The 24,692-nt window shown below is 42.9% G+C and carries 21 protein-coding genes; 12 read left to right on the top strand and 9 right to left on the bottom strand.

What is annotated here, in order from left to right:
* Positions 1-114 precede the first annotated feature (114 nt).
* From HY58_RS15165 to HY58_RS15200, 8 genes are all read left to right on the top strand, one after another.
* Positions 115-2,949 carry a PAS domain S-box protein gene (locus tag HY58_RS15165; RefSeq protein ID WP_039133831.1) on the top strand — a complete coding sequence of 945 codons (2,835 nt, stop codon included), beginning with the start codon at positions 115-117 and terminating at the stop codon, positions 2,947-2,949.
* A 99-nt stretch (positions 2,950-3,048) separates the two neighbouring features.
* Positions 3,049-3,651, top strand: a complete 603-nt coding sequence (locus HY58_RS15170; RefSeq protein ID WP_039133834.1) for an RNA polymerase sigma factor — start codon at positions 3,049-3,051, stop codon at positions 3,649-3,651.
* A 70-nt stretch (positions 3,652-3,721) separates the two neighbouring features.
* A complete protein-coding gene (locus HY58_RS15175) occupies positions 3,722-4,942 on the top strand; it encodes a hypothetical protein (RefSeq protein WP_156123716.1) in 1,221 nt (406 codons plus the stop codon).
* Positions 4,943-5,009: 67 nt separating this feature from the next.
* On the top strand, positions 5,010-5,444 hold the full coding sequence (locus HY58_RS15180; protein ID WP_082022193.1) for a hypothetical protein: 435 nt from the start codon (positions 5,010-5,012) through the stop codon (positions 5,442-5,444).
* A gap of 4 nt (positions 5,445-5,448) precedes the next feature.
* Positions 5,449-5,988, top strand: a complete 540-nt coding sequence (locus tag HY58_RS15185; RefSeq protein WP_039133843.1) for a YceI family protein — start codon at positions 5,449-5,451, stop codon at positions 5,986-5,988.
* An 11-nt stretch (positions 5,989-5,999) separates the two neighbouring features.
* Positions 6,000-6,896 carry a DUF5777 family beta-barrel protein gene (locus tag HY58_RS15190; RefSeq protein WP_039133847.1) on the top strand — a complete coding sequence of 299 codons (897 nt, stop codon included), beginning with the start codon at positions 6,000-6,002 and terminating at the stop codon, positions 6,894-6,896.
* Between the two features lie 76 nt (positions 6,897-6,972).
* Positions 6,973-9,117 carry a glycoside hydrolase family 97 protein gene (locus tag HY58_RS15195; protein WP_052324206.1) on the top strand — a complete coding sequence of 715 codons (2,145 nt, stop codon included), beginning with the start codon at positions 6,973-6,975 and terminating at the stop codon, positions 9,115-9,117.
* A 110-nt stretch (positions 9,118-9,227) separates the two neighbouring features.
* Positions 9,228-9,413 (top strand): hypothetical protein, encoded by a 186-nt coding sequence (locus tag HY58_RS15200; RefSeq protein ID WP_156123717.1) that lies wholly within the window; start codon positions 9,228-9,230, stop codon positions 9,411-9,413.
* Positions 9,414-9,424: 11 nt separating this feature from the next.
* Here HY58_RS15200 and HY58_RS15205 read toward each other — a convergent pair whose 3' ends face one another.
* Complete coding sequence (locus HY58_RS15205) at positions 9,425-10,138, bottom strand: DUF92 domain-containing protein (protein ID WP_039133853.1); 714 nt, start codon at positions 10,136-10,138, stop codon at positions 9,425-9,427.
* 37 nt (positions 10,139-10,175) lie between these two features.
* On the bottom strand, positions 10,176-12,464 hold the full coding sequence (locus tag HY58_RS15210) for a GH92 family glycosyl hydrolase (RefSeq protein WP_082022194.1): 2,289 nt from the start codon (positions 12,462-12,464) through the stop codon (positions 10,176-10,178).
* A gap of 183 nt (positions 12,465-12,647) precedes the next feature.
* On the opposite strand from HY58_RS15210, the gene pta reads away from it, so the two are divergent.
* Both pta and HY58_RS15220 read left to right on the top strand, forming a co-directional pair.
* Positions 12,648-14,741, top strand: a complete 2,094-nt coding sequence (pta, locus tag HY58_RS15215; protein WP_039133855.1) for a phosphate acetyltransferase — start codon at positions 12,648-12,650, stop codon at positions 14,739-14,741.
* 17 nt (positions 14,742-14,758) lie between these two features.
* On the top strand, positions 14,759-15,991 hold the full coding sequence (locus HY58_RS15220) for an acetate/propionate family kinase (RefSeq protein WP_039133858.1): 1,233 nt from the start codon (positions 14,759-14,761) through the stop codon (positions 15,989-15,991).
* Here the strand turns inward: HY58_RS15220 and HY58_RS15225 are convergent.
* The 6 genes from HY58_RS15225 to HY58_RS15250 form a co-directional block, all read right to left on the bottom strand.
* A complete protein-coding gene (locus HY58_RS15225) occupies positions 15,977-16,558 on the bottom strand; it encodes a chemotaxis protein CheB (protein ID WP_039133861.1) in 582 nt (193 codons plus the stop codon). The genes HY58_RS15220 and HY58_RS15225 overlap by 15 nt on opposite strands.
* Positions 16,531-17,373, bottom strand: a complete 843-nt coding sequence (locus HY58_RS15230) for a protein-glutamate O-methyltransferase CheR (protein WP_039133863.1) — start codon at positions 17,371-17,373, stop codon at positions 16,531-16,533. Before HY58_RS15230 ends, HY58_RS15225 begins: the two co-directional genes overlap by 28 nt.
* On the bottom strand, positions 17,360-17,746 hold the full coding sequence (locus HY58_RS15235; RefSeq protein ID WP_039133866.1) for a response regulator: 387 nt from the start codon (positions 17,744-17,746) through the stop codon (positions 17,360-17,362). The genes HY58_RS15230 and HY58_RS15235 overlap by 14 nt, the downstream gene beginning before the upstream one ends.
* Position 17,747: 1 nt before the next feature.
* The gene (locus HY58_RS15240; RefSeq protein WP_039133869.1) at positions 17,748-21,350 is read right to left on the bottom strand and encodes a response regulator; all 3,603 of its coding nucleotides are present in this window, start codon (positions 21,348-21,350) and stop codon (positions 17,748-17,750) included.
* A gap of 1 nt (position 21,351) precedes the next feature.
* Positions 21,352-22,551, bottom strand: coding sequence for an ATP-binding protein (locus HY58_RS15245; RefSeq protein ID WP_039133871.1), 1,200 nt, complete (start codon positions 22,549-22,551; stop codon positions 21,352-21,354).
* Positions 22,552-22,648: 97 nt separating this feature from the next.
* Positions 22,649-22,837 carry a hypothetical protein gene (locus HY58_RS15250; RefSeq protein ID WP_039133874.1) on the bottom strand — a complete coding sequence of 63 codons (189 nt, stop codon included), beginning with the start codon at positions 22,835-22,837 and terminating at the stop codon, positions 22,649-22,651.
* Between the two features lie 165 nt (positions 22,838-23,002).
* On the opposite strand from HY58_RS15250, the gene HY58_RS15255 reads away from it, so the two are divergent.
* The gene (locus HY58_RS15255) at positions 23,003-23,653 is read left to right on the top strand and encodes a YdcF family protein (protein ID WP_039133878.1); all 651 of its coding nucleotides are present in this window, start codon (positions 23,003-23,005) and stop codon (positions 23,651-23,653) included.
* Positions 23,654-23,716: 63 nt separating this feature from the next.
* Positions 23,717-23,923 (top strand): hypothetical protein, encoded by a 207-nt coding sequence (locus HY58_RS15260; protein WP_039133881.1) that lies wholly within the window; start codon positions 23,717-23,719, stop codon positions 23,921-23,923.
* Between the two features lie 327 nt (positions 23,924-24,250).
* Here the strand turns inward: HY58_RS15260 and HY58_RS15265 are convergent, their stop codons facing one another.
* Positions 24,251-24,586, bottom strand: a complete 336-nt coding sequence (locus HY58_RS15265) for a four-helix bundle copper-binding protein (RefSeq protein ID WP_039133884.1) — start codon at positions 24,584-24,586, stop codon at positions 24,251-24,253.
* Between the last annotated feature and the right edge of the window lie 106 nt (positions 24,587-24,692).

Genomic DNA, 24,692 nt, shown 5'->3' on the forward strand with positions numbered 1-24,692 from the left:
AGTCGCCCTATTTATCTATAGCAGGCAGGCTGGAGGGACTGTATTACTGGTGGTAATAATTTGGACTATATTGCATAAATAATAATATACCCAATTTAAGTTTCGGATAGTTGTATGGATAAAGAGAGCGGAAAGCAGGAAGCATTGTTTCAAATAGATACTATTGAAAATGCTTTGTCGGGAGGAGGAATAGGCTTATGGAAATATCACCCCGGTGATAGGGTAATCCTTTTGAATTCCGAAGCCGCGGTTTTATTTGGACAGGCCTTTCGGGTTGATCTTTCAATAGAAAAATTTCTTTTACTTATTGAGCACGGCTATCGCCAAGCATTTCAGGATACACTTGAAAAATTCTGCACGCAGAATGGCAGCAACATTTTTCATTTCCAATTATACGCAGAGAAATGCAAAGAGGATCAGAAAAGATGTATGCTGGAGCTGAGGGGCAAAATAAAATTTGATACTGATGGAAAAGTGAGTGAGTTTTCGGGTGTAGTTTTTGAAATTCCTGAGCCGGAGCCGCACAAATATTTTCCTACACACGTCTCCGATCAGGGATCAGCTGATCTCCGTAAAACGCTGGCGCAGCGTGATTCTATTTTTGTGGCCATCCTTGACAGTTCCCCAACAGGCTTATGGTTATCGGACGAAGACGGTGATATAATTTTTCTCAACAGGACCCTGCAGGAATGGACAGGAATGGAAATGAAAGATTTGCTGGGTAATGGCTGGGCAAATGCTATCATTGAAGAAGACCGTGACAAGACTGCAGTTGCATTTGATTATGCTGTAACCAATAGAAGTCACTATGAAGCTTCCTTCCGCATTAAGAAAGGAGATGGAAATATAATCTGGTGCCGGGCTGCAGGCGACCCGTATTATCAGCATAATGGTGAGTACGCTGGTTTTGTAGGATATTGTATGGATCTCAATGAACTGATCAGCGGGCGGGATGCAGTAAAACAGAGTGAGTCGAGGTTTCGAAGTATAGTAGAGCAGGCACCAATGGCTATCGGCCTGTTGAAAGGAAGAGAAATGATCGTAGAGATCTGTAATGAGCGGATCCTGGAAGTTTGGGGTAAGGACAGGAAGATAATGGGAACTGAATTACTGGATGCATTGCCTGAGATCCGTGAACAAGGATTCATGGAACTGCTGCAACATGTATATGATAGCGGCGAACCCTATTATGGGTACAGTGTTCTGGCAATGCTGGAAAGAAAAGGAATTTTAGAGGCATCCTATTTCGATTTTGTATATACACCCATTCGGGATGTTTTCAATAATATAACAGGTGTTATGGTTTTGGCCACAGATGTTACCCGCCAGGTAATGGCCAAGAAATCGATCGAAGAGAGTGAAGCTAAATTTCGCGGACTCATTGAAGAAGCTCCCTTTGCTACTGCTGTTTACAGAGGAAGAGAGCTTATTATAGATATGGCCAATGATGAGATGATACAGCTTTGGGGAAAAAGCAAGTCTGTCATCGGAATGCCTCTTGACATTGCACTACCCGAACTTGAGGGACAACCATTCTTTGATCTTCTACAAAATGTACTGTCTACCGGAATAGCCTATCATGCACAGGAGCAGCGTGCCGACCTGATAGTGAACGGAGTACTCAGCAGCTTCTACTTCAATTTCACCTACAAGCCTTTGAAGAATATCCAGGGTGAGGTCTATGCAATTTTGAATATGGCAGTAGACATCACTGAACAATTTCTTGCCCGCAGGAAAGTAGAAGAGGCCGAGATGGCTTTAAGAGGCGCCGTAGAGCTGGCCGATTTAGGCACCTGGAGTTTTGACGTGATGAGTAATAGTTTCCTTTTGTCGGAAAGGTTAGCTGTATGGATGGGCTATGAAAGGGAAATAAATGCAACCCGGGCTTTTGATTCGGTGGCAGAAGAAGATAAGGAGAGGATCATCAAAGGGATTGGCATTGCCCTTAGTAAGGAATCGGGTGGATTATTTGAGGATGAGTACCAGGTTTTAAACCGGATCACCGGGGAGAGGAGGATTCTTCATGCCCAGGGAAAAACAATTTTCAATGATGTAGGCGAAGCTTTAAAAATTACCGGAACTGCCCAGGATGTTACCCGACAGCGGGATATCCAGGGGAGCCTGGAGGCAGAGGTATACCAGCGAACAGAAGAACTGGCAGCAGCAATAGAGGAACTCCAGGCAACAAATGAGGATCTGGCTGAATCCAATATACAGTTATCGCGTTCAAATGAAGAACTGGCTCAATATGCCTATGTTGCAAGCCATGATCTTCAGGAACCACTAAGGAAGATCCGTCTCTTTAGCGATATGCTTAAAAATAAAACAAGATCGCCCGAAGATCAGCGTATCGTGATCGAGAAGATCAATAATTCAGCAGAAAGGATGTCGACACTGATCCAGAGCCTACTTGAATTTTCCCGTCTTCTCAAATCAGACAATTTAATGCAACGGGTGGATATCCAGTCCACCCTTGATAAAGTCATAACCGACTTTGAACTGGCCATCTCTGAAAAGAATGCAATTGTTCGGGTAGGAAAACTTCCGGTAATAGAGGCTATAGGATTGCAAATGAATCAACTGTTTTACAATTTGTTCAGTAATGCCTTAAAATTTACAGTTTCCAACCGTATTCCTGAGATTTCGATAACTGCTGAAATCACCGGGCGAAAGGAAGCAGAAGAACTAACGGGCAGTGAATTATTTTATGAAAACTTTCATCATTTTCGATTCATTGACAACGGAATTGGCATAGAACCAGAATATCGCGACCAGATTTTTGAAGTATTCCGGAAACTGCATGCACGCGATGTGTACCAGGGATCAGGTATCGGACTATCCATTTGCAGACGAATCATTACCAATCACAACGGGACAATCTTCGTGGAGTCTGTTCCCGGCCACTTTACATGTTTTCATATCCTGCTGCCAATTACCAAGCGGGCATAAGCAGTTATAATGTCAGAAGGGGCGGCATCTGCTAATAAATATTAATTTTACAGGAAGGCAACCCTATGATCGCTTGATCCGTATTGATATTTTACAAGCATGGATTTAGCCGACACACCGGAGCAATTCTTACAAGACCTCATAAAGGGTTGTATTGCACTGGAGCGCCAAAGTCAGAAATGTTTCTACGAACAATTCTATGGCTATGCGTTTACAGTATGCCACCGCTTTATATCACAGGAAGAAGAGACCGTAGAAGTGATCAATGACGGATTTCTGAAAATATTCAGGGAGATCCGGCATTTCAAACCCATGCATAAAACCCTGACCGATTCCCTGAAAGCATGGATCCGAAGAATTTTCATCAACACGTCGATCGACCACCTACGTAGGCAAAGGCTGATTACAACTGAATTGAATGATGTAACCAGTTTACAGAATGGCGGCTCAGTTCCGGCTACTGCAATGCATAATTTATCACACAAAGAATTAATGGCTATGGTAAGCAGGCTGAGTACAGCATACCGCCTCGTATTCAACTTGTTTGTTATTGATGGATATACTCATGAGGAGATTGGAGCACTGCTGCATATATCACCCGGAACTTCCAAATCAAATCTTGCAAAAGCGAGGGTGAACCTTCAAAAGATGATCATTAAAGAAAAAAAGTTAGAGGACGCGTATGGCAGAAGAGCAATATAAGATGGACGAACTTTTCCGCCAGGCCGCTGAATCACCTGGTCCACCCGCCTCTCCCGAGGCGTGGGAGAAAATGAATGCCCTCCTGGAAGCGGAGGACAAAAAGAGGCGCAGGCTCTTTTTCTGGTGGTGGATCCCTGTTTTAGTTGGCATAGCATTAGGCGGATACTTTTATAGAACAGGAATACCAACTCCTTTAAAAGATTCTACAGACATTAAATCATATACTAAAATTCATTCCGATAAATTAAAGACAGATCCTGAGACAACGGAAATAAGTGGAATAGAGAAAAGAAAAATGAATGTTGATAGTGTGATCCAACCAGAACAAGCTGAAAGTCCAATAAATGGAACTGAGTATAAGCAGGCCAACGCTATACTTGAGCCAAAAATTAATGATGGAAAAAAATTCGGGATATCAAACAGGACCAATACAGACATAACATTTCAGCAAGCAGGTAAAAGAAATCCTGGAGAAATTGATCACCGTGCAATAACAGAAGCAACCGATAATATTCAATTGAGACATACTCAATTTAATAATGAATTTTCAACCATAATATCATCATCAGTAACATTGTATACACCATTTTCAAAAAAATCCTCAATAGAATACCCGGAAAAAATAAATGGTGGCCCAGGCATAAATATTTTTTCCCAAAAAACAGATAAAACTAAGCAGGCGCCACAAAAGGCCTTTCCATTTTATTTATTTGGAAGTATAGCACCTGAAGTGTCAGGGGTTAATGGAAAAGGGAAGCTCCGGTTCGGCATGGGCATGGGAATCGGAATGAAACTATCAAGAAGTATGTTCATACAAGCCGGTGTTATTAATACAAACAAAGTTTATAGTGCGGATGGTTCAAATTATTATCCGAAACCAGGATCTTATTATGATAATGAAAACCTCAAGATTCAGTATGTTGAAGCCGACTGTAATATTATAGAGATCCCACTACAGATAGGCATGAATATTATTCAGCGAAAACGCAATACGATATTCATTATGGCGGGAATAACGGCATCTATAATGCAAAAGGAATTCTACAAATACCAATATACCCGGTATGGCGTTCCGGCTGAATCCGAATATACATATCGCACAAAATCATTTGATCCGGTTACAGGTGCAGGAATATCAGTGGGATATCAGAGAAAAATTAACTCAAGGCTGGTCCTCCAATTAAATCCATACTACAATTTTCCTTTAAATGGAATTGGGGAAGGCCGCGTGGAGATTAGTTCAGCAGGTTTACAGGCAGGATTACGTTATAATTTTGATCTATTTAAATAAAGGATTTTTTTGAGACAAGGCAACCCAATCGTTTATTGATACGATTGGATTAGCAGAAATAGCGTTCATGCAAAAACCCAGATCCCGAATCTTTCTTTCCATAATGATACCATTGCTAATGGCTATTGCCATTGGTGCGGGATATATATTATACGAATACAGAAAATTACCAGCCGACCTTACTGAAAGGAAAGCAGATTTTTCGATGAGCGCTAAAAAACTGGCAGAAGAATTCCATCTTAATGAAGCCCTGGCCGAGCAAAATTATACGGGTAAGATCCTCGAGGTTTCGGGTCCGGTCAAAGAAATAAATAGTGAAGAATATCTGATGATCCTAGGTGATTCCAGCTACCCTGTGATGATAAGCTGCGCATTGAAACCCGGAGGTGAAAAACTTATTCTCAATGAAGGTACAAAAGCAAATGTTGTAATACGCGGTGTTTGTACTGGATATCTCCTTGATGTTCAGTTAAACAATGGTGTTATAATAAACAAAAACTGACCTCATGAAACAATTAGCTACTATCGTATGCATATGCCTTAATAGCTTTTGGGTGAATGGTCAAAAACTAATAACCCGAACCGCGAGTATAGGTTTTTATTCGGATGCGCCTCTCGAAAAGATAACCGCAACCAACAGGCAGGGAGTTTGCCTGTTGGATATAGACAACAATACAATTGAAGCTGCAGTGCTAATGAGAGGTTTCGAGTTCAGGAAAACGCTCATGCAGGAACATTTCAATGAAAATTATGTGGAAAGTCATCGCTATCCGAAGGCACAGTTTAAAGGGAAAATCAGCAGCGGATCACCACAATGGACAACCGATGGAAATTATGATGTGCAGCTGGAAGGAACCCTCACAATTCACGGAGAAACAAGAACTGTGAGATTACCGGCCAGCATCAGGGTAAACAAAGGAATTGTTTCAGCACAGGCGGAATTTTCCATCAATGTGGATGATTATAAGATCCGTATTCCCGCCCTGGTGGCCGATAATATTAATAAGAATATCAGGATAGATATTCATACCGGCGATCTACATTAACTGCAACAAACATGAAAACAATTAATGCCTTCCTGCTCATTTTATCACTGGTGCTCTTTCCGGCTACCAATACTATTCTGATGGCACAGGATCAAATTTCTCCCATCGATGAATTGATTGACAGTATCCCGCAGAATGAAAAAATAAGCCAGGCATTCTATTCAACAAGAGTAATCCAATCACAGTCTGTAGAAATGTTACACAAAGGAAATTTCGATGTGAGAATACTTCATCGTTTCGGCCAGGTAAACAATGGCATCAAGGAATTCTTTGGACTTGATGACGCATCCATGCGAATGGGGCTTGACTTTGGAATAACCGATAATTTTACCATCGGGGTTGGCAGAAGCAGCTTTCGCAAAGAGTATGATCTTCTGTTAAAGCTTCGGCCGGTACAACAGCAGGTCGGTAATAAGAACATCCCATTTTCGCTGGTACTTGCAGGCGGGGCAATGATCCGGACTGCAGACGAGATCAGCCTGAGCGGGTATAAGGCTGACGCAGGTGATCGCTTGTCTTATTACGGGCAGCTACTATTAGGCAGGAAATTCAGCAACAGGTTTTCATTACAGCTAATCCAAACCCTTCTGCATATGAATTATGTGAATGATGGAATAATGGACAATACAATCTATGCTCTCGGTGCAGGAGCCCGTTTAAAACTAACAAAGCGACTTGCGCTTACACTGGATTACAACCACAATTTTTCGAAGGCAGAGGACTATTACCAACCCCTGGGCATAGGGCTGGATATTGAAACCGGCGGACATGTTTTCCAATTACATTTCAGCAATGCTTTGGGGATGAACGAACGCGCTTACCTGGCTGACACAACAGATGATTTCTGGAAAGGCGAAATCCGGTTCGGCTTTAACCTAAGCAGAATGTTCCAGACAGGAAGAAATTAAGCAGGCTTAGTGTATCCAATACACATTCTATGTACCTTAGCCATTCAACCTTTGCTCACCGGATAAAATGGCTAAAATGAAAAAAACACTTGCCCTATTAGCAATAACCCTGTTGCTAATCACCAATATTTTTGCCCAAACTATTCAATCACCTGATGGACAGTTACAATGTATTTTTGAATTAAAAGATAGCATCCCCTACTATTCACTTACCTATAAGGGCAAACCCGTTCTCTACAGTAGTAAACTAGGATTGACCATTGCAAATGGCCCTTCTTTTATGACAGGATTTATAAGCAAGGATCAGCAAACTTCCAGTTTTAGCGAAACCTGGAATCCGGTGCTAGGTGAGGTAAAATCCATTCTTAACAACTATACTGAGTTATCCGTTAAACTTTCACAACCTAGGCATAACCGTGAAATGCTGGTTCGCTTCCGGCTTTTTAATGATGGGCTTGGCTTCCGCTATGAATTTCCGCAGCAGAAAAACCTCAACTATTTCGTAATTAAGGATGAGGAAACAAGTTTCTCGCTTAATGGTGACCATAAAGCATGGTGGATACCCGGCGACTATGACACCGAGGAATATAATTACACAACTTCCCAGCTTTCAGAAGTTCCGTCATTATTTGATAAAAGCTATGATGGCAATGCTTCTCAAACTATTGTTCCGATGGCATTACAAACACCACTGATGCTTAAATCAGGTGATGGTGTTTATATCAATATTCATGAAGCGGCCCTTATTGGATATGCAGCCATGCATGTTGAGCTTGATCCAAAAAGCTATACCTTAAAATCGCACCTCACCCCTGATGCACAAGGAAATAAAGGGTATATACAGACTCCGTTCAACACCCCATGGCGCACTATAATTGTGGCTGATAAGGCGGAAAAGATTCTTGCCTCCAAATTAATTCTCAACCTGAATGAACCATCCAAGATTGCAAACACAGATTGGATCAAACCGGTTAAATATGTGGGGGTATGGTGGCAGATGTTTTGTCCCGGGCAGGGTTCATGGAGTTACACTGACATTGACAATGTTCACCTGGGAATCACAGATTACAAAAATTTACCTCCCAATAAAACACATGCCGCCAATAATACCAATGTAAAAAAATACATAGACTTCGCGGCCCGTCATGGTTTTGACGCGGTGTTGGTTGAAGGATGGAATGAGGGTTGGGAAGACTGGTTTGGCAAATCAAAGGAGTTTGTATTCGACTTTGTTACTCCCTATCCTGATTTTAATCCAACGTTGCTCAATTCCTATGCGCAGCAAAAGGGAGTGAGACTCATTATGCACCACGAAACCTCTTCCTCTGTAACCAATTATGAGCGCTGGATGGATACTGCATATCGTTTCATGGTGAACCATGGTTACAATGCGGTGAAAAGTGGGTATGTTGGCAATATTATTCCACGGGGTGAACACCATTACAGCCAATGGATGATCGATCATTTCAACAGGGCAATTACCAAGGCAGCACAATATGGAATCATGGTGAATTCACACGAATCAGTTCACCCGACGGGTTTGAACAGGACCTGGCCCAATGCTATTGCCGCAGAGGCTGCAAGGGGCACTGAATATGAAACATTCGGCGGTAATAATCCCGACCACACCACTATCCTTCCATTTACGAGATTAATGGGTGGCCCGATGGACTATACGCCCGGAATCTTCCAAACCCGTCTTGACTATTACCAGCCCGGCGATACCCGTTATGTGAAGACGACCCTGGTGAAACAGATGGCTTTATATGTTACCATGTATAGTCCTCTGCAGATGGCGGCAGATATCATTGAGAACTATGAGCGTTTCCCGGATGCATTTCAGTTCATCAAGGACGTGGCTGCCGATTGGGATGATACCAGGATATTAAGTGCGGAGCCAGGTGATCATATTATTATAGCCAGAAAAGCAAAAGGAAAAGATGATTGGTTCATTGGTGGCATCACAGATGAAAACCCCAGGACATCCAATGTGGAGCTAGGTTTTCTGGACTCCAATGAAAATTATATTGCTACCATTTATGAGGATGGGAAGGATGCCCATTACATTACCAATCCGCAGAAATATAATATCCGCAAACTAGCTGTAACTAATAAGGTAAAGCTGCAGCAAAAGATGGCTGCCAGTGGTGGTTTTGCTATAAGCATTAAGAAAGCGAGCAGGGAAGAGATAAACAATCTTAAAAAAAGAAGACGGAATTGATTAAGCAGTTTAGCTGAGTCCGATGCCGCCCCTACAGGTGGCATTATGCCTTTCAGAAAAAGCAACTTAAATGGAATTGGCCACTATACTTTATTGCACTAAAGCTGGCAATGGGCATGTACTTCATTGAGATATTCAGGGGCAGGCCGGTCATGATTATTATTACTTTTGTAGCTGTTTATGCTGCATGGATGCTGTTTGCCTATCTATACCTGGGAAAGAAAAACCTGCGCAAAGAACAATCACAACTTATGGCTATCATCCAGAACCTGAAGGCCCTGGAAGAACAATTCTGACAGCATCCGACTTAACTTGCCAAATACAATACCATTGCAGTAAGAGCCCCAACAACTGTATTGAGGAAATTGACCGCGTTATTTCCTATCAGTGATCTTCTTTCAAGGGCAGCCCCCAGAATGGAATCAGTGAGATTACCCAGGGTGCCTGCAATAATAATCCAAAGGAAATGGATACTCCAGCCAAAGCTGGCTACATACAATGCCGCAATGATATTACTGCCAATAATTCCGAATACAAGCCCTTCGATACTCACTACGCCGTTCTCCCCTCGCTTATCTTTGCGTAACGATAGTATATTATAGAATTTCTTCCCATACACCGTGCCCAATTCTGAAGAAATGGTATCGGCGGTAGCGGAAGAAAAACTACCGGCAATCAATAGTTGTAATAGAGGACGGTACTCTTCCATCCAAAATGCCATCAATCCAAGCAACCCTGCAACCAATCCATTAGCAGCAACCTGCGAGATTGTCCTTAGGCCCTGTATTTTTTCTGCTACCCCTAATGATTGCTTAAAATCCTGATTCCAGGATGTTGCAAGCACTGCCAGCACAAAAAAACTCCCCATTATGAAAATGCCTGTCCACCCTACCCCTGCAAATATGCAGCCCGCAATTGCAGCACCTGTCGAGGCTGCCGGCAACGTAAGTTTTCTGAATACTACAGATCCAATTACACCCGCACATAATACAGCAATGAAAATGATGATCTCCGTATTCATATAGCATGTTACATTAATACCCGGAGGCGGTTTTGCTTTACTTCGGCCGGTCTGAAACAGCGAGTCCGAATGTTTTTGATGGCCTTGTGCCCATTTCGATGGTCATACTACCTCCAGCAACAATATCACGGTGAAGTATATATGATTTTGTATACGGCCTGCCATTAAGCAGTATCTTTTGAATATAGTTATTTTTCCTGCCCTGGTTTAATACCCGGATATTGAATTGGCGGTTCTGGCCAACATTGATGGTAGCTTCCTTAATGATGGGTGAGCCAAATACATACTGCCCGTTGGCTGGGTTTACAGGATAAAATCCAATAGCAGAAAGTACATACCAGGCCGACATCTCACCAGCGTCTTCATTACCACATATACCATCGGGCTTGTCGGTATAAAAGGTATCCATCACCTGTCTTATCCGATCTGCTCCCTTCCATGGGTACCCCGCATAATTATACATATAAGGGATATGATGATTCGGTTCGTTACCATGTGCATACTGTCCGATCATTCCTGAAATATCAGGAGAAGCATCTGCATTAAGGCCTGCTGCCGGAACCGTGAACAATGAATCCAACTTATTCAGGAAAGGTTTGTCGCCTCCAAATAAACTGATCAGTCCGGATACATCATGCGGCACCAGCCAGGTGTATTGCCAGCCATTTCCCTCACAGTAATCATTCTGCCTGTGCGCTGCATTAAAGGGATTAAAGGGAGTTCGCCACTGATCCAGGGATAGCCTTCCCCTCATATGGCCTGTGGAACGGTCGAAATACTGCGTATATAATTTTGAGCGTTCACAGAAATATTTGTGATCATCCATTTTTCCCATATCCTTTGCCATCTGTGCAATACACCAATCTGAAATGGCGTATTCCTGTGCCTTGGCTACAGATTCTACAACACTATCGGCGGGAATAAACTGCATCTTTTGCACATACTGAATACCATCACTTTGTTGCATGGCTGAATGGCGTACGGCTTCATAGGCCAGATTGATATCATAATTGCGGTAACCTTTCCGGTATGCATCAACGATAATGGGCACGGCCGGATATCCAACCATGGTATTGGTTTCGTTGCTCTGAAGGTGCCATATAGGCAACTTGCCCTGTTGCTTGTAAATTGCAAGGAAGCTGCGGATCTGATCATTCACCTTCTCCGGATGAATGATGGTCATGAGCGGATGCAATCCGCGGTAGGTATCCCACAATGAATAAATGGTATGATAATCGAATCCCGGATCGGTATAAACTTTTTTATCAGCCCCCCGGTATTCTCTTGTCACATCATTAAAAACTGCAGGAAAGAAAAGGGTGTGATAAAGCGATGTGTAAAATATCTTCTTTACAGGCTCATCAGCGTCTATAACGATTTTACTTAACTCGCCATTCCATTTTTCTTCTGCTGCTGAGAGGGCTTTATCAAAATCCCAATGAGGAATCTCTACCTCTATGTTTGCTAGCGCATTTTCTGGGCTTACCGGCGACAATCCTACTTTAAGTTTCACGATGGCATCTTTGGATAGATCCAGGTAGAGCAATGCTTTCAAACGCTTGCTTTGCACCTCAGTTTCCTCCAGTTTTAGGGTATCCTCATAAAGCTCCATACGCTTAACTCCTGTTGAAAGCCTTATTGCAAAAAATACCCGCTGGTCTTTGGCCCAACCACTCGAAAACCGATATCCCAGAAATGTTGAGTCATCCAGCTGACGGAAATAAGTATCAGTTGCCGCATCCCATCCCATACCGAACGATAGATCAACGAGGAGGTGGGCATTATCTGTTTTTCCGAAACGGTACTCATGAAATCCGACTCTTGCCGATGTTGTAAGACGAGCATCTACATTGTATTTATCCAGATGAACACTATAGAAACCGGGACTGCATTTTTCCTTTTCGTGGGAGAAACCTGATCCATAACCACTATTCATGTCATTGAACCTGGCGGGCCTTAACATGGCTTTCCCATTGGCGGGAAGTACCAGGATATCATTCAGATCACCGATGCCGGTTCCGCTGAGATGGGTATGGGTAAAGCCAAGAATCTCCTTACTTATATAATTGTATCCGCTGCACCAATCCCAGCCGTTGAATTTGTCCCATGTTTGCATAATATTGGAAGGACCCAACTGAACAGCGCCATAGGGAATATTAGCACCCAGAAAAACATGGCCATGACCGGCTGTTCCGATAAAAGGATCGACATGTTGTAAAAGATTTGACTTGGAACCATTTTGTGCCGATATAGAAATGCACAGAAATACAAGCATTATTAGCAAACAGGACCATTTAAAGACCCTTGATACAACCAGATGATTCATATGAAAATTTTTCTTACCTCTTATCCAAACCGGAAAATTACAGCTACCCCGCTATAAAAAACCTGATTAAAAACAGTGCACCACATCCGAACACAAACATTATTCATTTCCTCACATGATGAATGTTAGATAATTTACCGGTGTAGCGACATTAATTTTGCACAAAATACCACGGTATAACTTATGACCAGAACAATTTTCATTGCTACGGCAGAACCCTATAGCGGAAAATCGATAGTAGCCCTTGGGGTGGTGAACATGTTATTAGGCAAGGCCCGTAAGGTGGGATATTTTAAACCGATCATTAATGATGATCCCAAAGAAAAGAAAGATATAGATATTGAAACACTGGTTAATCATTTCGGATTACAGATCCCTTATGAAGATACCTATGCGTTCACCCGGCAGCAGGCCATGCGGCAGATGGAGAGCGAATCGAGAGGAGAGCTGATTGAGACTGTTATCCGCAAAGTGAAGAAGCTGGAGGAGCGATATGATTTCACCGTTATTGAGGGAAGCGATTACCTCGGTGAAGGCACGGCCTTTGAATTCGAAACAAATATCACCATAGCCAAGAACCTCAATGCCGCAGTGATCATCGTTGTTTCCGGATCAGGAAAATCCACCGCACAATTTATTAATTCGGTTCAAACAGTCCTTCGGAATTTCCGTACCCGCGACATTCAGGTACTGGCAGTTGTTGCCAATAAGGTTAAAAAAGAAATGGTTGATGATATACATGATCTCCTTTCAACACAGTTGAACCAGGATACCATTCTTGCAGTGATACCAGAAAACAAGGACCTGCAGAATCCAACCATGAAAGAGATCTATGAACAGATAGGGGGCAAACTTATACTGGGTGAAAACGAACTTAATAATCAGGTTGATAATTTTGTAACAGGTGCGATGCAGCTACCGAGTTTCCTGAATTATATAACCGAGAATTGCCTTATTGTGACACCGGGCGACCGGGGCGACATAATTATAGGCGCCATCCAGGCAAACCTCTCAGCGAACTATCCAAAGATCGCGGGAATAGTACTAACTGCTGGTATTGAGCCCGACAAACCTGTTCTTCGCCTTGTGGAAGGCCTGCCATCAGTACTTCCCATCATATCAGTACAAACAGGAACATTTGGCACAACCACTCAACTTGGTTCTATCAATTCAAGGATCACGGCCGACAATAAGAAGAAGATCCAGTTGGCCATCAGCACATTTGAAAAATACGTGGATGTGAAGGCGCTTGATGAAAAGATCATCACCTTCAAGCCCGAAGGTATCACACCACATATGTTCCAGTACCAGCTTGCGAAACGGGCCAAAAGCAAGATCAAACATATTGTTTTACCGGAAGGAAATGATGACCGTATCATTAAAGCTGCTGCAAGATTAATCAACCAGGAACTGGTAGAGCTCACCATTCTGGGAGATCCTGCTGAGATTGCGGCAACGGTAAAGCGATTAGGATTAACGCTTGATCTGCAAAAGATCCGTATAATTAATCCAGCACATTCAGAGCATTATGAAGGTTATGTAGAAACACTTTATGAATTGCGTAAGAACAAGAATGTAACCATGGAGATGGCCCATGATCTCATGACCGATGTTTCCTATTTCGGAACGATGATGGTGTATAAAGGGCATGCCGATGGCATGGTATCGGGAGCCATCCACACTACCCAGCATACTATCAGGCCCGCTTTGCAATTTGTAAAAACCAAGCCGGGCATCTCAACTGTATCATCCGTATTTTTTATGTGCCTGCCCGACCGGGTTTCTGTATTTGGGGATTGTGCTGTTAACCCTGATCCCACTGCCGAGCAACTTGCTGAGATAGCCATCTCCTCTGCAGAGAGCAGCCAGCGGTTTGGGATCGAACCAAGAATTGCCATGCTGTCTTATTCATCAGGAAGTTCGGGTGAAGGCGCGGATGTGGAGAAAGTAAGACAGGCGACGGCTATAGTTAAACAGAAACGGCCCGACCTTAAAGTGGAGGGTCCAATCCAATATGATGCCGCGGTGGACCCCAGCGTGGGCAGGCAGAAGCTACCGGGTTCTGAAGTAGCCGGACAGGCAAGTGTACTGATCTTCCCCGATTTGAATACGGGCAATAATACCTATAAGGCTGTTCAAAGGGAAACAGGCGCATTGGCTATTGGTCCAATGCTGCAGGGACTGAATAAACCCATCAATGATCTGAGCCGCGGTTGTACAGTAGATGATATTTTCAACACTGTCATCATTACCGCAATCCAGGCGCAGGAAGTATAAATTATAAAGTAAATAAGATGAACATATTTGTGATCAATTCAGGTAGTAGTTCCATCAAATATCAATTATTCAGGATGCCCCAGGAGAATCCGGTTTGTAGTGGGCTGGTAGAAAGAATCGGTCTCGAAGGCTCATCCATTACACATAAAACATGGAAACATGGGCAGGAGTTGGTTACTAAGGAATCACTCACACTGGCAGATCACCAGGCTGGCTTACACGAAGTTGCACGACTACTGACCGACCCGCAGATCGGTGTTATTGCAAATCCTGAAGAGATCGATGCAGTAGGGCACAGGGTAGTACATGGAGGAGAAAGCTTCAAGGCCACCACTATTATTTCAGAACCCATAAAAGAAAAGATCAAAGAATTATTCTCCCTTGCTCCCTTGCATAATCCGGCCAATTACCTTGGCATTGAAGTGGCTGAAAAAATCTTTCCCAATGCAAAACAGATCGCTGTTTTTGATACAGCCTTTCATCAGACCATGCCTGAAAAGGCCTACAGGTATGCCATCCCCGCGAAATTCTATACTGAGAAGAGAATACGTGCCTATGGCTTCCACGGAACTTCGCATAAGTATGTGAGTGAGCAGGCCATGAAGAAGCTGAACAACCCGGCAGCAAAGATCATCACTATTCATCTGGGCAACGGATGTAGCATGTCCGCCGTTGAATCAGGGCGATCGGTTGATACCAGCATGGGTTTTGGTCCGGTAAGCGGACTTATCATGGGAACACGTTCGGGTGATATTGATGCATCGGTGATATTTCATCTTATTGAACAACTAGGATTCAGTGCACAGGAAGTCAGTAACCTGCTGAATAAATCCAGTGGCATGCTCGGATTGACCGGCTTTAGTGATATGCGGGATATCCGAAAGTCAATAACTGCTGGTAATAAAGAAGCCGACCTCGCCTATGACCTTTATGCCTATCGCATCAAAAAAATGATAGGCGCCTATGTGGCTGTATTGAATGGCCTCGATGCGCTGGTATTTACTGCGGGTGTAGGTGAAAACGATACCGAGATAAGAAAGAGGATATGCAGCAATCTCGATTTCCTTGGAATAGATTTGGATGAGGTTAAAAACGAAATGCCCCAGGCTGGAATCAGGGAAATCAATAAAGAAAATGCAAGGGTAAAGATCATGGTGATCCCTACTAATGAAGAACTGGAAATTGTAAAGCAGTGTTATGAATTGCTAACAGGAGAAAATGCCTCCAAAGCATTCTTACTTGCAAATTGAGGCAATAAAAGCCGGAAGATCATTAGCGGTTACAACAAAATCCACTTTTGCATTTGCCAGGGCATGTTGTGGCATATAATCCACTTCAGCGGAGGAAGGATCCTGCACCAGAACAATGCCGCCATTAGAAGCAATGGATATTAATCCAGCAGTGCCGTCTGCATTGGCACCTGAGAGAAGTAATCCGGCAAGTGAATCCTTAAATATTGTGGCCGCTGATTCAAAGCTCACATCAATAGAGGGTCGGCTATACTGCACTTTTGCAGTCATGTCGAGGCTAAACTCCTTCCTGCTTTCAAACAAAAGATGGTAATCAGGAGGTGCAATATAGATTGTAGAATACCGCAATGGGTCTTTATCTTCTACCTCCCGAACTCTTAAGGAAGTGCGGCTTTTAATAAGGTTTTCCAATAGCGATTCAGCATCATTTTTGCGATGAACAATAATGATAATGATTGTTTTGGTGGATGCAGGCAGAGCAGCAACAATTGCCAGGATAACCTCAAGGCTTCCTGCTGATCCACCAATTACGATGGCGTCTACTTTTCTGATTTTAGCTTCCTCCATATTTTTTCATGTGGGTCGGTCTGACCATACTTAGAAACAATAGGTGAGAACCTGATATTCTCCTTTGAGCCAAGAACCAGGTAACCGAGCTTTTCAAGGCTCTCATCAAAAAGATCAAGCACTTTATTCTGAAGGTCTTTATCAAAATATATTAAAACATTTCGGCAGAATATCACCTGGAACTCATTGAAAGAACGATCTGATACAAGGTTATGCGTTGCCGGGATCATTCTTGCTTTAAACTTCTGGTCAAATATGGCCCAATCATATTTTGCTGTATAATAGGAAGAAAAATCACGTTTGCCTCCTGACTGAATATAATTCTCCGAATATTGCTTCATATGGTGAAGGGGGAAAACACCCTTTCGGATATTTTCGATCACAGAAGGATTTACATCGGTGGCATATAAAAGGCTTTTATGCAAAAGATTGGCTTCATCCAATAATATGGCCATGGAATAGACCTCTTCACCGGTAGAACATCCTGCATGCCAGATACGGATCACCGGATGCGTTGCCAGTACGGGTATGATCTTCTCCCTCAGGATCTTGTAAACATGCGGGTCGCGAAACATCTCTGTAACATTCACCGTTAACTCCTCAACCAAATGCGTAACATAATGTTTGTCGGTCTTCACCTTATAGAACAATTCTGCGAAACTTGATATCCGGTCAACAATGAACAGCCGATTGACTCTCCTGCGTAGGGAAGCCTGGGCGTAATTAGTGAAATCATACCCATGAGTAAGAAACAATTCGTTTAATAATTGCTCCAGTTCCTCATCACCAATAATATGCTTGTTAAGGCCGCGCATCCAGGTATTTATTTAAGAGATGCTCGAGATGCTCAATGTTAACTGGCTTTGACAGATAGTCATCGGCACCCGCGGCAAGGCATTTCTCACGATCGCCTGCCATTGCCTGTGCTGTAACGGCAATAATAGGAAGATGAGCATAATCAGCGTTTGCACGTAATCGGGGAATGGCTTCATAGCCATCCATTTCAGGCATCATCATATCCATAAGGATGATCTTAATGGAGTCATTCTGTGCCAGCACATTGAAACCCTCCTGCATACCAGCGGCTGAATAGCATGTATATCCACGGGCTTTTAAAACAGCAGAAAGTGCAAAAATATTTCTGCTATCATCATCAATAATAAGAATGCCCTGAAGCTTTTTATTCATCTTAACTACTTGTGTAAAGCCAAACCCTTAGGAGTGATACCAATTGATCAACATCTACCGGCTTGGTGATATAATCAGAAGCCCCTGCTTCTATACATTTTTCTCTATCGCCCGTCATGGCCTTGGCTGTAACGGCAATAACGGGAAGGTTACTGAATTCTTTTCTTTCCCTGATGGCCCGGGTTGTTTCATAGCCATCCATTTCGGGCATCATCATATCCATCAGCACAATATCAATCTTTTCATTTGATTCAAGCTGTTTCATCGCTTCCTTGCCATCAATCGCAGAAATCACTTCCATCCCGTATTGCTCTAATGATTTACTAAGGGAGAAAATATTACGTACGTCATCATCAGCCACCAAAACTTTTTTCCCCTTCAGCACATCTGCAAGCGCACCCATTTTTCTGTACCTGGGGCGCTTTTCCTCCTTGTTATTCTGGTCTACAAGGTGCAGGAAAAGAGTTACCTCATCCAATATACGTTGGTACGAATGGGCTGTTTTCACAACTATAGAATCGGCATATTGACGGATCCGCATTTCCTCCCTATGTGACAGATTCTTGCCCGTAAATATTATTATAGGAAGATGCTCCATACCCGGCGAATTTTTTATTTCTTCCAGGGTCTCATACGATTGGCGGGATGGTATGCCCATATCCAGTATCACACAATCAACATCATCGTTATTCAATGCCTTGATTCCATCATCAATGCTGTCCTTTATTTCAGATGCAACGTTAAAAGTATCCAGAAAATAGGCAAGTGCCTCTGCATGCTTATGGTTCTCTTCAACTATCAAAACCTTTTTCGGTTCGCGCGAAAGGGCCTGTTCGATCTTTTTAAAGATATCACTCATCTTTTCAAAGGCAACGGGCTTGTTTATGAAATCAATGGCGCCCTTAGAAATGCTTTTTGTCTTCATCTGGTATGAACTCATCATGTGAACCGGGATGGGCCTTGTTGCAGGGTCTGATTTCAGTTCTTCCATAACTTCCCAGCCACTTTTAACGGGTAATTGAAGATCAAGTAATATTCCCAGCGGCAGATATTTTTTGGCCATCGCTACACCCTCATCTCCTCTAACTGCAACAATAGCTTTGTATTTATTACGCCTTGCGAAATCAAGTAAGGATTTGGCGAATGCAGTATCGTCTTCTATTATCAGAATTACACGATCATCCTTTTTGATATTGTTTCTATCATCGGGAACAGCCTGGGGTATTGTATCGGCAATAAACTCATCCTTCTCTTTAAAAGAAACCGGTTCACTGGCTTGCTCATGGTATGCCGGAATTGCAAAATCATTTTCATCCCTGCTTTGCTCTTTATTCTCCATTTTCTTAAGGGGAACAATAAAGCTAAAAGTACTACCCTTACCTTCTTCACTTGATACTGTTACATCTCCTCCCAGTAATCGTGCAAGCTGGCGGCTTATGGATAGTCCCAGCCCCGTTCCTCCGAATTTGCGCCTGGTAGAGCCGTCGGCCTGCTGGAAGGCCTCAAAGATCGTATCCTGTTTTTCCTTTGGTATACCTATACCGGTATCAATCACACGAAAAAGTATGGATGAGTCAAAAGAAGATACATCCACAGTGATGCCTCCTGAGGCGGTAAACTTCATGGCATTTGAGATCAGGTTACGAAGCACCTGTTCTACACGCAGCCGGTCCGTTTCTATCAATGAAGGCGTACCCGGATTGATTTTCACGTCAAAGCTGATACCCTTCTCAGTTGCCGAAGTCGAAAACATAGAACTGACATCCTCCACCAGATCATTTATGTTCACATCATTATACTCAAGTTCCATTTTACCTGACTCGATCTTACTAAGATCAAGGATCTCATCAATCAAAGTAAGCAAACCATTGCCTGATGATTGTATCACCTTTGCATATTCAACCTGGTCGGGAGATAGGTTATCTTCATGATTTTCAGAAAGCAATCGGGAGAGTAGCAGAATAGAGTTAAGTGGCGTACGCAATTCATGACTCATATTGGCAAGAAATTCGGATTTATATCTTGAGCTTGTTGCCAGTTCCTCGGCCTTCATTTGAATTTCGATATTGCGCTCCATGATCATTTCATTCTTCTCCTCCAGCAACCGGCTCCTCTCTTCCAATTCAAGGTTGGCCTGTTGTAACTCTTCCTGCTGAACTCGCAACTCTTCATCGGAAGCCTGCAGTTTCTCTGATTGTGCATGGAGTTCGGCATTGATATTTTCCAATTCACTATGCTGACTCTGCAACTCTTCGGCTTGGGTTTGAGTTTCGTGAAGAAGTTCCTGAACCCTCAGATGGTCACGTACACTATGTATAGCCATCCCAATATTAAAAGGAGCAACCCCCAGGAATTCTTTAACTACTTCGGGATACTCTTTAATGGCAGCTAATTCAATGACTGCTTTTAGCTTTTGTTCATGATAAACAGGGAAAGCTATAATTGTGTTGGGATGGAAGCTTGCTGATGTAGAACTTATCACTATCTCAGAATCCTGCAGTCCGGATATGACCTGCATCTTACCCGACTGGGCGGCAATACCCACAACGCCCTCTCCAAATTGTACTGTCTGTTGAACGCCTTGCTGGTTAAGTCCCATGCTTGCTACCAGGGAGAGGCTGTCCTGTGAATTTACCAGGTAAAAAGCCCCTACCTGCGAATCAGTATAAGATGAAAGGAAGTCGAGTACATTATGAGAAAGATTATTCAGGTCTTTTTCGCCAATCAGCTTTTCATTTAATTCACCTATCCCCCTTTGAAGCCATTCTTTCTGTGACAATTTTGAAAAAGAGAACTCAAGGGATTCAGCCATTTTATTCAGTGAACCCGATATGCTTCCAAGGAGGTCGCGGCCCTCTCCATTAACACGCACTGTATAATTCCCTGCCGATATTTTTTCCGCAATGCCCTGTATCAAACCCAGCCTCTCAGTTGTTTCCTGGTCTTTATTAATAAGCTCCTGCTGCATCTGCACCCTCGAATCAAAATCACTTATTACCCGGTAGAATGAAAATATTGTGACGAATATGGCAAGACTTGCCGCAACGATGATCAGCATCGGGGTTGCCGCAGCAAACCGATTCATTTTATTGGTACGCTCATCGAGCAATGCCTGCTCCCTGTCTTTCATCACCTGAACAACACTTGCCATTTCTTCCATTATTACCATCCCTTTGAAGAGATCAGTTGGCACAATACCGGTTTTCAGTTTTTTATCAATGACCATTTCCATCCTTGAAAAGCGTTCTTCAGCCAGGGACTTTAGTTTTTCTAATTCTGCTTTCTGATCAGGGTTATCTGAAATGAGAATAGCCAGTCGGCGTAACGCATCCTTTGCCCGATCATGCGCCCCGCGGTAAGGGTTCATGTAACGGCTATCGTCTGTTAGCAGGTAACCTCTTTGTCCGGCTTCTCCTTCTTTTGCAGCAATAAGTACTTCATCAATAGTTTTCCGCACCTGGTTTGTGTGTGCCACCTGCCGGGCACTGTCCATCAGGTTTCGGATACTGATAAAAGATGCAATTGAACTGACGGCCAGCAGCAGTAATGAAATGCCAAAGCCTATCAGCAGGTTACGCTTGAAAGTAGATTGGATTAGTGTCATATTATAAATTCTCCGCTAATTCGTTATTAATTTTTTGCTGTACCAGTGGGATGATAATAATAAAAGCAGAGCCTTTCCCCTCATCACTTGTTGCCGTGATAATACCATTATGTTTTTCCACGATCTTCTTTACAATGGCCAGTCCAATGCCCGTACCATCATACTGATCTTTTGTATGGAGCCGTTGGAAAATGGTAAAGATCTTGCCAAGGTACTGCTCATCAAAGCCGATCCCATTGTCTTCAATGGTAAGCCTTATATACTCACCGTTCTCATTGGGAACCGCATCAAATGAAAGGCTATTAACCAGTTGGGAACGAATATTTATAACTGGCGGGGTACCTGGATTAGAAAACTTAAGCGCGTTGGTCAGCAGGTTCTGGAATAGCTGGCGCATCTGGCCCGGATTAACTTCAGCATGTACGAGATTATCTTTATAGATGGTTGCTCCCTTTTCGGTGATCAATACTTCGAGGTCGGCGATAGTATCATTCAGGACCATATTAAGGTCTATTTCGGAGAATACCGGCAACGCCGATAGCCGTGAATAATTCAGGAGATCATCAATGAGATTGCGCATGCGACCCGATGCATTTATGATCCTCTCCAGGTATTGAACCGATTCGCGGCGGTCAGAAACCTGCTCCTTTACCAATCTTGTGAAGGTTTGTATTTTCCGGAGAGGCTCCTGCAGGTCATGAGAGGCAATGAATGCATACTGCTGTAATTCAGCATTTCTTAATTCAAGTTCATTGTTGATCCTTACCAATTCCTTTGTGCGCTCTTCAACCTTATGTTCAAGGGTTGCCTGCGCATCATTCAGGAGCTTTGATTGCTGATACAGCCGGCAGAAAGTTTTAACCTTCAGCAGGAGAAGATCCGGATCAAATGGTTTTGTTACATAATCAACTCCCCCCGATTGGTAACCTTTCATAATAAAACGCTTATCGATGCTTACAGCAGAAAGAAATAGTATGGGAATTTCCCGGTACTTACTTGAGCCGCTAACAGCTTCCGCCACTTCAAAGCCATCCATATCAGGCATCTGCACGTCTAATATGATAAGCTCATATTCTGTTTTTAAAATCTTTCTCAGGGCTTCTTCTCCCGAAACAGCCGTATCCGCTTCAAATCCATGGATCTGAAGCAGCGTCTTTAGTGAAAAAAGGTTCTCCTGCTTATCGTCTACAATCAATATCATTAATGGTGTGAAAATAAAGCAAAAGGCCAAGCTAATGGACAGCCATGATTTTTTTTATGGCTGCGGATTGTATTTTATTCGTACATACACCAATCTATCATTTAATAAACTCCACCAGCTTGTTCTTAGCACGGTCCTCACGGGTTAAGTTCTCCCCCACCCTAACTGTTTCTCCTTTACCATCCGACTCTAACCTTGAACCATCATTTTCATTTTGCTCCTGAAGAGCTTTCTGAACGCCAGCCACGGTTACATGATAAAGTAATATTTTCTTCAGCACCTGCATCCGAATCGGTATGACCAATTATCTGTTACAGGATAAATCCCAATAAGAGTATATTAATTCTCATCTCGATAAGATTTAAAGGCAAAACTATATCAACACAAAAATTCTATCAGGCCATCCTTTACCAATTGCGGAATTAAGCGAATGTATTGTTATGTTTAAACCATGATAAATGATGAAGTACTTGAACTGGCCCGCAAGGTGTGGAACTACCACCAGCTGAACCATATAATGGTTAAATCGGATTGTATACTGGCTTTGGGAAGCCACGACTTAAGGGTTGCTGACCGGGCCTGTGATCTTTATGAAGAGGGATGGGCTCCGTTTATCGTGTTCTCCGGGGGACTCGGCAATCTCACCCAGGGCATATGGACTGAGCCGGAAGCTGATAAGTTTGCAGCTATTGCAATGAGTCGTGGAGTCCCTGCCTCGGCCATACTTATTGAAAATAAATCAACAAATACTGGTGAGAATATCCAGTTTTCAAAAAGACTGTTAGTAGAAAATGGACTCGATCCACAAAGCTTTATTGTTGTGCAGAAGCCATATATGGAAAGGCGGAGCTATGCTACTTTTAAAAAGCACTGGCCCGATAAAGATCTGCTGGTCACTTCCCCACAATTATCATTTGATGAATACCATAATACAGAGTTTCCCCTTGAAAAAGTAATTCATATTATGGTGGGTGACCTGCAGCGGATAAAGTATTACCCGGATAGAGGCTTCCAGGTACCACAGCCCATCCCGGATGATATATGGGATGCATACCAGCAACTGGTAGAAAGAGGGTTTGATAAGCACCTGATGCGAGATTAGCGCTGGCATGGTATTTTAATTCCTGTGATAGATTGAAACTTTATTCACTTTAAAATTTAAATCATGAGAAGAAGTAATACCTCCCTCCTTTTGGCGGGACTCGCAGCCTATGCTTACTACAAGTATTCAAGAATGAACCAGCAGGATAAGGATAAAATGGTTAAGGATCTTAAGGATAAGGGAAGAAGCCTGGTTGAACAAATCAACCCATTTAGAAATACATCTGAAAATGGCGTTAAGTCAATGTCTCCCCGCACACATGTTGGGTAAATAACAGGGGTCAGCAAATTGCACCCTTAACAAAGGGCCGTCTCATTCAGTATGAGTCGGCCCTTTTGTTTTCAAACAGCATCACTTATCAACCCAATAGCTGTTCATTGGTTGTTACAATTGTTATCTTTCCTAGGGTTTTCCTAGGGTTATCCTAGGGTTTTTGATACTTAAAAGCCTAGGATAACCCTAGCAATAGCCTAAAATAACCCAAGGATGATGCAATTTTTACCCAAACATTGTATAAAGTATAGACAAGGGCTATAAAACAGGAGGTCGTCCAATTGATATTTGGCGACCTCCTGCGTATATATAAGTGTATTATTATTATGCCATTTCCATGCAGATTTCAGCGCAGCGCCTGCAGGCTGCTGCACATTCCTTACAATGCTCCATACCCATGGCAGCATGTTTCTCACATTCATCGGCACAACGATTACAGATATCGGCGCAGATCCTGCAAAGTTCTTCAGACATTACACCGTTAACGCTCATAACCTGGGCAGCGGCTGTACAGATCATAGCACATTCCAGATCGAGTTCAATACACTCGGTAAGATGCTTTACATTTTCCTCCTGTAAACAGGAAACAGCACAATGATTACATACAACTGCGCAGTTCTGGCAAGCTTCAATGCATTGCTGGTATTGTTGATGTGACATAATTGATGGTTTTTTTTGAAAATTATTCAGAAACCATGCCACTGGATGGAGTCGGTATGTGAATAGAAGGCAGGAATTTCAGATTTATAACTATTTGTGTATCAAG

Source organism: Flavihumibacter sp. ZG627, assembly GCF_000814325.1.
Taxonomy (GTDB): domain Bacteria; phylum Bacteroidota; class Bacteroidia; order Chitinophagales; family Chitinophagaceae; genus Flavihumibacter.